Origin of the sequence: Streptosporangium sp. NPDC006013 (assembly GCF_040614275.1) — a bacterium.
In the GTDB taxonomy this organism is placed as follows: domain Bacteria; phylum Actinomycetota; class Actinomycetes; order Streptosporangiales; family Streptosporangiaceae; genus Streptosporangium.
Window position 1 is genome coordinate 1 of sequence record NZ_JBEXUE010000339.1, and the last position, 11,106, is coordinate 11,106.

The 11,106-nt window shown below is 69.1% G+C and carries 3 protein-coding genes and 1 pseudogene; 1 reads left to right on the forward strand and 3 read right to left on the reverse strand.

Annotated elements, in window-relative coordinates; translation table 11 throughout:
• Positions 1-161 precede the first annotated feature (161 nt).
• Genes ABZ260_RS36275 through ABZ260_RS36285 form a run of 3 tightly spaced genes read right to left on the reverse strand, consistent with a single transcriptional unit; the run spans position 162 to position 10,197 of the window.
• Positions 162-4,820, reverse strand: a complete 4,659-nt coding sequence (locus ABZ260_RS36275; RefSeq protein ID WP_355626639.1) for a DEAD/DEAH box helicase — start codon at positions 4,818-4,820, stop codon at positions 162-164.
• A complete protein-coding gene (locus tag ABZ260_RS36280) occupies positions 4,817-8,140 on the reverse strand; it encodes a hypothetical protein (RefSeq protein WP_355626641.1) in 3,324 nt (1,107 codons plus the stop codon). Before ABZ260_RS36280 ends, ABZ260_RS36275 begins: the two co-directional genes overlap by 4 nt.
• A gap of 53 nt (positions 8,141-8,193) precedes the next feature.
• A complete protein-coding gene (locus tag ABZ260_RS36285) occupies positions 8,194-10,197 on the reverse strand; it encodes a DUF262 domain-containing protein (RefSeq protein ID WP_355626643.1) in 2,004 nt (667 codons plus the stop codon).
• Between the two features lie 574 nt (positions 10,198-10,771).
• Here ABZ260_RS36285 and ABZ260_RS36290 point away from each other — a divergent pair.
• Positions 10,772-11,106 (forward strand): annotated as a pseudogene (locus tag ABZ260_RS36290) (hypothetical protein); the annotation flags it as partial.

The following is an 11,106-nucleotide window of genomic DNA, read 5'->3' on the forward strand; positions in this document are numbered from 1 at the left end:
GGAGTCCCTTGAAGATCTCCTGCGCCACCGCGTAGTGGTTCACGGTCGTGGTCCGGGTGAACAGGTCATAGGACCACGCCCCCACCGGCGAATCCACCCCACCTGGCACGGCGCCTGAACCCAAAGCAGACGGAGCCCACAGGATCAAACGCCCTCCAAGGTCAGTACCGCTCCGTCTCCAGACCGGCCACCGTCAGTGGGCCCAGTACGCCGAGGGCCGCCGTGCGACTGAGGTCCTCGTGGTGGGCCTGGTTGCGGAAACTCCGCAGGCAGCCGTAGCAGGAGGTCTCCTCACCGCAGTCGCAGCTGGACACCCTGGCATGAGCCGCCTTCACGACTCCGTCCAGGGCCCGGGCGATGCGTAGCACGCTGCCCGCTCCCCCAGGAACCGCGTCGAACATGACGAGTCCGATCCGGTTGCCCGGCCGCGTGTACAGCGTGCCGCCGATGTCGTCGCGGCTCAGTTCGAGCTCCTCCGCCGCCCCCTCCAGCATCGCGTAGAGCAGTGAATGCCAGCTCGCCGTGTTGGTGGCGAGCGGTACGGCGAGGTGGTCGAAGTCCAGCGCCAGGATGTCGGTCTCGTACGGGTGGGCGAGCGAGCGGCGCCGGAGCGGTCCGGTGCACTCCGTACCGCGCAGCAGGTGAGGGTGGGACTTGACCACCTTCTTCGTCAACTGCATCCCGGTGCCGCACCAGTCGCAGATCAGGTAACCGGCTCCGGTCGGTCCCTCGGAGAGGGCTATCAGCCGTCCCCGCTTACCCGCCCGGCCGCGGATCGTCCCGCCGTCGGCGGCCCGCCACACGAACTCCTCGACCTCGGCCGCGAGGGAGAGGACATGGGTCGCGCCGTTCCAGCTCCGCTTGGGCGGCGTGGTGGTGGTCTTCGACGGTTTGGACTCCGCGACGAAGCCGAACTCGGGCTCGTAGTACTGCCTCGGCGCGTTCCGCGCCACCGTCGAGCAGGACGGGCAGATCGGGTCGAGCTGTTCGTCCCCCTCCCGGTAATGCTGGCAGTGCTCGCAGATGAGGTAGTGCTTGCCCACAAGCGCACGGTCCGGCAGCCGGTAGACGCCGCCGGATCGCCAGAGCAGCCCTCCGGCCACGACCTCGGAGCCCGGCGCGTACTCGTAGATCGCCGCGGACAGGTCCCGGGTGAGCTCCAGCTTGGCGCCCACCGCCTCACCGGAGTACGAGGTGCGCAGCTCGACCGTGTCGACTGGGAAACCGTACTTGGGGAGCACGTTCCGGTTGGCGAGGTAGCCGAGCAGGTTGCGCTTGGTCAGGGTGTTGATGGTTCTGGCGTACCGGCTGACGAGGTGGTCCTGACGCGCTTCGAAGGCCGCGACGCGCCGCTCCTCGAAGATCTCCACGTCGAGGGCGAGCTGGGCTCTGATCTCCTCCAGCAGACCGGCCAGGACGTCGACCCAGGCGCCGGTGTTGACGCCGATCTCCCGCTGGACCTCCGGCGGGAGCACCCGCAGCAGCGACTCCATGACGTCCCGAGGGACGGGCGAGAGGAAGGACCGGACCCGCGAGGCGGCCACCCCGCCGTTCTCCGGCAGGAAGAACTCACCCGCCGTCGTCCACGTCTCGCCGCCGACCTTCTTCGCGTGCCGGAAGAACGCCGAGAGGGCGATCGAATGCGCGTGCCGCCGGTCGATCCGCTCGTTGCCGAGCGGGACGTACGGCGCGCGTACCTGTCCGGCGATCATCGAGGCGGGGTTCTGGTAGCGGGACAGATCGTGGGAGCGCCGCTGCGCGTAGGTCACCACCAGCGCGGCCGAGTCCGTCCTGCGCCCCGCCCTCCCGGCGCGCTGGACGTAGTTGGCGGTCGTCGGTGGCATGTTGCGCAGCAGCACCGACTGCAGTTCACCGACGTCCACCCCGAGTTCGAAGGTGGTGGAGCAGGACAGCAGGTTGACCTCGCCGCGCAGGAACCCCTGCTGGATGGCCGCCGCCTCCAGGCTGGTCCACTGGGCGGTATGCTCGCGGGCCACCAGTGGCACCGGCCGCATCGACTGGTAGACGGCGCGGTAGTGGTTGTCGTCCTCCGCCAGGGGTGGAACGGTGAACGGTTGCAGCGTGCCCTGGCAGCCCATCGTCGAGCAGACCCCACGTACCGAGACCGAGGTGACCCGGCGGCACACATTGCACCGGTGCGATGGCCGCTCCGGCGAAGCCGGTGCGAACCGCAGCCAGTCGTGGTCGATCTGGCGCAGCGTGCCGAGCGACCTGACGGTGTCCGTCTTCAGCCAGCCGTCCCGCGGCTTGGTGATCAACTTCCAGCAGCCGCGGAGCACCTCCTTGGGATCCGCGTCGGAACCGAGGGCGGACAACACCCGCCGTACATAGTCCAGTCGCCGGTTCATCCCCCGAGTGGGCAGCCAGCTCAGCACCTTCCTGCCGGGTTCCGAACCGTCCTCCCGCAGGTAGATCGGGCCCCGGCGCGGGTCGAACGCCTCGTCCCTGGGATCGACGCCGTCCGGCATGGTCAGGACGCCCTGTTGCCTGACGGTCCGGAGCAGCTCGGTCAGCAGCGCCCAGCTCTCCTCCTCGGAGAGCCCCAGCGCCCTCAACCCCGAGACCGGCCAGTTGCGTTCCCGGTCCAGATCGACGTGGAGCAGTCCCAGTCCCTCCAGGGACTGGCGGTCGTCCATGGCCACCAGCTCCCGCATGATCCACAGGGCCACCTCGCGCCTGCGCTCCCCACCGGACATCCGGCGGGTGAACACATGGGCCCGGTCCGCCGCCTTCGCCACCTGATAGGTGAGGTCGGCGACGCTGACCGCGTCGTCGTCCCGGCTGGCCGCCTTCAACCCTTCGAGGATCAGGCGGCGGTGCTGGATGCCCGCGTAGCTGGACTCCAGGTAAGGGGCGAAGAACGCGGCGGCCTGACGGCTGTCGCTGAAGGAGAGCAGCTTGCGCCCCTCCCCCGGCTGGTCGGCCAGCTCCTCCTCGGCGGCGGGAGGAAGCGCCTGGTAGAGGGCGGTGCCGAGCACGGCCACCGCCGCGTCGTTGCCGCTCTCAAACTGCCTGATCATCCCCTGCCCCCTCGCTCCGCAGGCGACGCAGCCGGACGGGGAGTCCTGGTGGGTGTTGAGCCGGCGGACCGGCCAGAGGGAGCTCGCCGTACAGCCGTCACGCCCGCAGATCAGCCTCGACGAGAGGTACAGTCCGCCGCACCCCGCGCAGAGGAACGCGTCGTCCCCGGTGACCTCTGTCGATCCGCCGATCTCGTCGAGCTCGTCGTCCTCGTCGGCCAGCACCGGGGAGTCACCGAGGAGCAGCCACACCCTGCGCTCGTCCCGTTTGATCCTCGGTGCGAAGACGTAGTCGGCGCCATCCGCTCGGACCGCGCCGATCAGATGGACCGCGCCACACCGCTTGCAGGCACCGAACTCGAAGGTGGCCCCCTGGCAGGACGCGCAGGTCTCGTGACGACCCAGGGAGACGTGCGGCCCGGCAGGAGTGAGGCAGGTGAACGCCCCCTCGGTCGCCCTGGCGAAGAGGTGGTAGCGGGCGGAGAGCACGGGCGAACCGGCCAGATCACGGACCTTACTGCCCACCGCGACCAGCGCGGCGAGCGTCTCCGCCGGTCGTTCGTGCGGGTCGAAGAGCCAACCGGCGAGGTCTGCGAAGGGAACCGGCCCCGCGGCCAATCGCCGGCGCAGCTCGGCCATGCCCCGCTCGTGGGCGAGGGCCAGGCCGGGGTCGTCCGCGGCGAACCCTCGCTCCTTGGCCAGCACCAGCAGATCGGCGGCCGGGTCGGCGGCCTCGGCCAGCTCCCGGTAGGCGTCGGCGGGCAGCGGTCCCCAGAACGGCCCCTCGGGCATCCGCACCCGGGTCGCGGTGACCAGGTCCTGCCGGGAGGCGTCGCCGGGCACCCACTCGAAGGGCACGTCGAAGAGCTTCCTGGCGAACTCGGTGACCGGCGCCGGGTCGTCGCCGACCGTCGCACTGGTGGCGATGCACTGCAGCGGCCGTTCCGGAGCCACCCGGTCGTGCAGGCGGCGTAGCAGCATCGCCAGCTCGGCCGCCTTGGCGCCGTCGTAGACGTGTGCCTCGTCCAGCGCGACGAACCGCCAGCTCCGCTGCTCGAACAGGTACAGGTCGTCGGGCCGGAGCAGGAGGTACTCCAGCATGGCGTAGTTGGTCAGCAGGAGGTGCGGAGGATTCTCCCGCATCTCCTGCCGGCTGAGCAGTTCGTTGGGCAGTCGCGGCTCGCCGGGGTTGAGCGCCTCGAAGTTCTCCGCGCCCACCCGCGCGCTCTCCGGCGTGTCCCCGGTGTAGCGGCCGAAGGTGATCTGCGGGACGTTCTTCAGCAGCTTGCGCAGTCGCTTCAACTGGTCGTTGGCCAGTGCGTTCATCGGATAGAGCAGCAGCGCCCGCACCCCTGGGCCGAGATCGCCGCGGCCATGCTCGGCGATCAGCGAGTTCAGGATCGGCAGCAGGAAGCTCTCGGTCTTGCCGGAACCGGTTCCGGTGGCGACCACCAGGTTCCGGCCCTGCCCGGCCTTGCGGATCGCGGTCTCCTGGTGCCGGTACAGCGGCCGTTCCAACGGCAGGTCCTCGCCGGCGAGCATCCTGAACGCCGGATCGAGCACGCCCTCGTTGACGAGCTGGAGCAGCGTGGCCCCCGTCGCGTACGGCGGGGTGGCCTCCAGCAGCGGCCCCTTGGTCAGCATCGGACTCGCGGAGATCTCCGCCGCCAGCGCGCGGGCGATCCGCGGTTCGCGGACGGGCAGCAGCGACCGCAGATACCGGCGGTAGCTCTCGACGATCAGGTCGCTGGTGCTCAGCGGGTCGAGCGTGTCGCTCACTGCGTCTCCTTCTTCCCTGCGCCGATCAGCAACTCGGCCAGTACGAGGTCGATCGTCACGAGGTCGGGTGCCACTGCGGCGAGCCGGGCCCAGTCGGCGCGGAAGAGCTGTTCCGCACGAGTGCAGTCCGTATCCCCTCTGGCCGCCAGCCTGGCGAGGAGCGCGAATGCCATCGAAGCAGCGGGCAGGGAGTACCAGCCGCGCCGATCCGCCGGGGGCCTTCGCTCGTTGACCTGGCGGAGCAGAGCCGACTGTCCCAGCACCGACTGCGCCGTCCTGACCGCGTGCGCGGCGATCTGGCTGACCAGTCGCAATGCCTCCCTGTCCCGGGCGTCGAAGAGCCTGCGCGCTGCCGACGCCCGGGTGTCGACGTCGAGCAGCGCCTGGGGGACGACGTTGGCGGCTCGCCAGATGCCCTCGATCTGCTGGGAGGTCAGGTGGACCATCCTCTCGACCTCGGGCCCGAACCGCCCCACTCCCGCCCAGGGGTCGACGCTTTTCTCGGTGATCTCGGCCAGTACCTCACCACACTGCCGTTCCGCCGCCGAGAAGCAGTCGGCGTCCGCCAGGTCTCCGGCCAGTACCGCCGCCGCCGGGGCGAGCGCCCACATCTTCCGCGCCGTACCGACCTGATCGAGGTCCGGTACGGCGGTCGCCGCGAGACCCGAGGTAATGAGGGCGACCACCGTGCGGTCCGGCTCGAAGCCGAGATCCACCAGCGCGACCAGCGCGTCGGCGGGTCGCTGCAGCAGTGGCCGGGAGCAGTGCAACCGGAACTGCTGCACGTCCGAGGACGACCGGAGCTGGTGCATGAGATCCAGCGTGGTCCAGACCCGCCGCAGGTCGTCGACCTCGTCAGGGAAGGCGCCCTCCCCCGCCACGAAGCGGGAGAGCTTCGTCTCCTCGAGGTCCTCGCTGACCAGATGCCCCTCGCCGCCGACCATCAGGTAGTGGTCGGGCCAGCGTGGCCATTCGGCCGGTACCCACGGGTCGTCCACCTGGAGGCAGAGCAGCAGGGGACCGGCGTCGGCCAGCTCGGGGAGGAGTGGGATCCTGCCGTCCTGCTCGACGGGCACGATCAGCGGCTCGCGCCAGGGCGCTCGGGCAGCGTAGATCCCGGCCGTCAGCCCTTCGACGGGCACGAATTCGGCGAGCTGGAGGTGTCCGTCCATCCGGTCGGCGCTCCGCGCGAGCTGGCGGGGGCGGATGCTCGCGACCCTGATGATCTCCTTGCCCACGTCCAGCAGCAGGTCGGCTCGCTGGTGTTCGTGCACCGTGTCGGCGATCCTGACCAGGTCGTAGCGGGCCGTTCCCTCCTGGGCCCGGCCACTGGACGGGACCTCCTGCACGATCTGCCCCCCGACCACCACCCGCAACGTCGGCAGGGCACGCGCCTCGGGAACCCGGACGAGCAGGGCGCCGGGGCCGTCGGTGAACACGTCGGAGGCGATCCGCAGCGGACCCGCCCGCCAGCCCGGCGACTCCGCGGCCCGTTCGTGCATGATCTGGACGTGCGGAGGTGTGACCACCAGGGGCTCGGACTCGGTGTCGGTCCGGTACTCAACCACGCCGGCGAGCTGGTCGGCGTCGAAGGAGAGCATCCTCGGGTTGGCACGGCCCCCGATCGCCGCCGACAGCTCGGCCCGGCCGTCGGCCAGACCTGAGCTGCCGAACACCCGGACACCGGGGGTGAAGCGCACGTCAAGGCCCTCGGCGACGAACACCGTACGCTTGGCCCCGCGTCCGAGCGGACCGCGTACGGCGAGGTCGAAGGCACCGAGCAGCGGCCGGGGCAGCGAGTCCCACAGGTCGGTGACCGTGGTGGGCTCGCTGATCGTCTGGGGACGCGACGCGACGACGGTGTCACTCCCGCTGAGCCGTACCTCGATCAGCCAGGCCGTGTCCGCGCCGGACTCGCCCGGCAACCAGATCTCCGGCGGATGCGGGTAGACCGGGGAGCCGTACGGCGTGGTGACTCCCCGGACGGGCTCGCCGGTGACGATCCTGGGGTGGGAGTAGCCCCGCACGGTACGGCGGCCGGCGGGAATCCCGGCGAGTTCGACCGAGCGCACGCCCCGCAGCGAGACCTGCCGCAGGCACCAGCCGTCCCAGCCGAGTGGTAGCTGTCCCTCGACGGTCACCATGAGCGGGCCGTCCGCCACCAGTTCGTGCTCGTCAGGATGCACCACCCAGACCACGTCGGGCGGGAGCGGCAGGCTGGGCGGCAGCAAGCGACCGTCCTCGGCGAAGACCAGCAGGGGCGCGGCCGGGTCAACGACGGGGAGTTCGCTCTGGTGCTGCCAGCCCGCGAGAGCGACCACCACCGTACGGACTGGCCGCAGCAGGCCGAAGCTGGTCGAGGGGGCTCCCTCGGCCGTCCCCACCCACTGGGCCTGGCTGCGGACCGTGGTGGTCACCCCATCGGCGGTGATGTTCCAGCGCGCGACCCCGTCGGGGGTCTCGCTGATCGCGGGCAGGACGACCTCGATGCCCCGGCCGAAGGGGTCGAGGGCGATCCTGGGCCGTTCGGTGCGGGTACGGCTTCCGCTGGAGGGTCGCGAGGCCCCCAGCGCGAGACGGCCCTCGGCCGCCAGTTGCTGGGCGCGACCGACCACCCGGGGCGGCAGCCCGACGCCGTCGAGATCCGGGGCCGAGTCTCCCAGCCGGTCCAGCAGGTCGAAACTACGCTCGACGAAGTCCAGCGCGAACTCGGTGCCGTGCTGCAGGAAGCGGCGCGCGGGCACGTCCAGCTCCTGGAGGCGCTTCTCCCGCCCCGGCACGGTCGCCCAGGCGAGAAACCCCTCGGCGTCCAGCCCCCGCTCGCCGGTCCTGCGCTGGGTGATCAGCCGGAAGTAGTCCTCCAGACAGAAGGTCGGGATGCCGGTGTGCATCAGGATCGGGCCGAGGTAGGGCATCGGCATGTCGGGAAAAGTGGGCATGCCGAGGCTGTCGACCGCCGCGACGAACCCCTGCCCCCAGACGGTCTGATCTTCCGGAAGCCCCCGATAGCGGATGGCCTTCCACAGCTCCGGCCAGAACGTCCCCTGCCGGTAATCCCGGGCGGCGACCCCGGTGACGGCGATCGCCACGCAGGAGGGCCATCGTACGAAGAAGTCACCGGGCTGCCGTCTGGTTCCGACCCATTTCTCGTAGACCTTGCCGAGGACCGACGCCACCTGTTCGCTGTAGGCGTCCTTGACGTCCACCTCCGCGATCAGGGACGACCCGCGCAGACGTCTGGACCAGGACCTCTCCCGGATGTTGAGCAGTTCCACAGGGCCGGTCTTTTTCGGGGACTCCGCATCTTTGGAACCTTCCATGCCAGCGAAAGTAATCACTGACCACGGCATCCGGAATAGGACGGCACGAATAGTTATTCGATGCTTGTAACCGGGAAAAGGGCCGGCTCCCCCTGCCGGGGAATCTCCACGACCTGGGGAAGCTGGGAGAGCGGCAGCGCATCGTCCTTTTCCCGCTCGACCATTTGGCGCCATTCGCCCAGGGTTCCCGAGACCGTGAAAGGTCCGATCGTCACGTTCACCGAGTCTCCCTCCACCCGCAGGGGGCAGGTCTCCCCGGAGATCACCAGGTCACTGTCCAACCCTCCGTCGGCGGCGTCGAGCGCAGACACCAGCTCGTTCAGACCGAAGGAACCGGTCCAGGTCGAGCCGTCCTGCTGGGCCACGGCGACGACCCGGCTCTCGTCCCAGGTGCTCTGGTAGAGGACGAACTCCAGCGAGCAACCGGCGAGCGGATCGGCGGCGGCAGGTGCCTCGTCCATCCAGGCGGGCCTGAAGCGGTCCAGCAGCTCGGTCATGGCCCCGGCCAGCCGCCTGCGGCGGGCCACCAGGAACTCCCGGTACGTCCCGGCATCGCGCAACGCCTCGTCGTAGGGGACGAAGTGCGCCGCCAGCTCGGCCTCGGTGAGCAGCGAGAACTTGGCGTCGACGAAGTACTCGCGCGGCGAGCGATCGCTGATCTTCCGATTGGCCTTGGCCGAGATGAACGCGAGGTTGGCCAGGTCGTTGATCTCGGTCTTGGTGTATTTCGCGGGATGATTCTTCAGCGTCGCCTGCGGATGAATGTGGTGATATTCCAACTTCTGCCCGCCCTCGGCGAGGGCGCTGATCTGCGTGCCGTGCCACCAGTCGGTGGCGCCCGCCTCCTTGGCCACCAGGTAGCTCAGGAAGAAATAAGGACTGCCGACCGTGCGCCCGGCCAGTGCCTGGGGGGTCACCTCGACCTGGGTGCCCACGATGCCGAGGTTGGTGAGCAGTCGTCTGACCGGCTCGGACTCCCGGGTCACCGGGATGTCCTGGCTGAGACGGGTGTCGGTGGAGGTGCTGTAGCGGTTGCGGATGGTCGCGACGAGGAACCAGTAGAGCAGGCCCTTGGTCGTCTCGGCGTCCAGCGACTCGTCGGCCCGCTCGCCCAGCAGCACGATCAGCGGAAGCAGGACCATGTGCGAGGGCAGCAGGCCACTGCTGGAGATCTTCAGGTTTTCCTTGAGCAGCGGGACGAGGTGGCGCAGCCCTCTCTGCACCGTGGCCCAGCCCCGCTCGAGCTGCTCGTCGGTCGCCGCGATCAGTCGGCTGTGCGACCAGGTGGACAGGCCACGGCCCAGGACCGTGCCGGTGAGCGCACGGGTGAGGAAGGTGGCGTCCAGGTCGCCGAAATCGTGCTTGGCCCAGTACCTGGCCTCGGTTTCGAGCCTGTCCACGATCCCGGGCCAGCGGGCGGAGAGGGTGGCCAGCGCGAGGTCGCTGGTCTTGAGCGGCCGCCCACTGTTGACCCGCACGAAGATCTGGGCGATTTCCTCATATGGGAACTCAGTGAGGACCTCCATGTGGAACCTGCGGTCCCGGATCAGGGCCAGCCGGCTGATCCGCTCTCCGATCAGGTCAGGGTCCATCTCGGGCAGCGCGCCGCTCATCCTGACGATGACCGGGAACTGCTTGGCACCCGGCCGGAGTACATCGGCGACCTTCATCCAGCGAGGGTCCTTCGCCGTCGCGGCACTCTGGTTCTGGAACGCCTGGGTCTCGACGTTGAACACGATCTGGGCCTCGGGGTGGTCGCTGATCACCCGGTGCAGGGAGGTGAGCCGCTGCTGGCCGTCGAGCAGGAACAGCGGCGGGACCGCGGGCGGGGCACCGTTGCCCCCGCTGATCGCGATGGGGCGGGTCTCCGGCATGTCATCGGTCCGCCAGAGCAGCAGCGAGCCCGACGGATATCCCCGGTAGAGCGACTCGATGAGCTTCGCCACCTGTGTGGGCTTCCAGACGTAGCCGCGCTGGATCTCCGGGAGCATGATCTCTCCCCGGGAGATCTTCCCGACCAGCGTCTGGATGTCGTTCTCCAACTTCTCGACCGGCATGAGGCGACCTCAGCTATAGGCGCGACAACAGAACTGGTCGATCACTTTAACCTCCCGTTCCGACAGTTTGAAATTCCGCTTTCATCATCGCCGTCAAGGACAGCCACATATCGGACCAACCGGAAAGAACACTTTTTATTACCTAAATGACCGATTTTCGGTCTTTCTCTGCTGGATACGCAGGATCCGTCCATCGAGGGCGGCGAGGATCACGTGGCCGCTTCGTCCTGATTTATGCCAATCTTTCAGGGAGAGTTTCGTGGTAAGACCCACAACCAATCGTCTTCGGACGCTGTGCTCGCTTCTTCTTGGCGGCCGGAGCCTCGCAAGGGTCCAAACCGTGCGCGGTCAGTCGCCACACACCTGATCGAAACTGGCTGGCCTCGCTGCACATCGCCGAGAGGTCGAAGACGCTCCGGTTGGCAACCCGGCCTGACACGACGAAACCTCGCCTGCCTTCGGGGGGCGCAGTGAGTGAGATAACGGATATGCGTCATCGAGGTGGACTGTCGTCCTCGGGCGACAGGGTTGGAGAGTGCTGACTTCTTTGTCCCCTACGGACGCGGTAAAACTGGTGCTGTCCACGATCGGTGCCGCAGTCGGCCCCGATCGCGCTCAGGCCGAGGAACAGGCCGGACGGCTGGCCGCGGAGCTGGAAGGATCCCAGTCGGCGCTTCGGCAAGCCGGTGCCTACATCGCCAACACTCCCGGTGCGGACCTGGCCGGCTACCTGCGTCTGCTGCACACCACTTCTGGAGGCGTCCCGGGTGCTGGCGCGGTGGCCCGGGTGTGGGCGCTGACGTGCCCACAGATCGAGCAGGCCGACCCCCTGGCGATCCACGCGCTGCGAGTGCTGGCCTGCTACGCGCCCGAGGACCTGCCGCGCGCGGTGCTGAACGGGCTCCAGGG

What these genes read in the sequence shown, in the direction of transcription:
- ABZ260_RS36280 (WP_355626641.1), bottom strand. Translation starts at nt 8,140, where the DNA reads ATGGAAGGTTCCAAAGATGCGGAGTCCCCGAAAAAGACCGGCCCTGTG.
- ABZ260_RS36285 (WP_355626643.1), bottom strand. Translation starts at nt 10,197, where the DNA reads ATGCCGGTCGAGAAGTTGGAGAACGACATCCAGACGCTGGTCGGGAAG.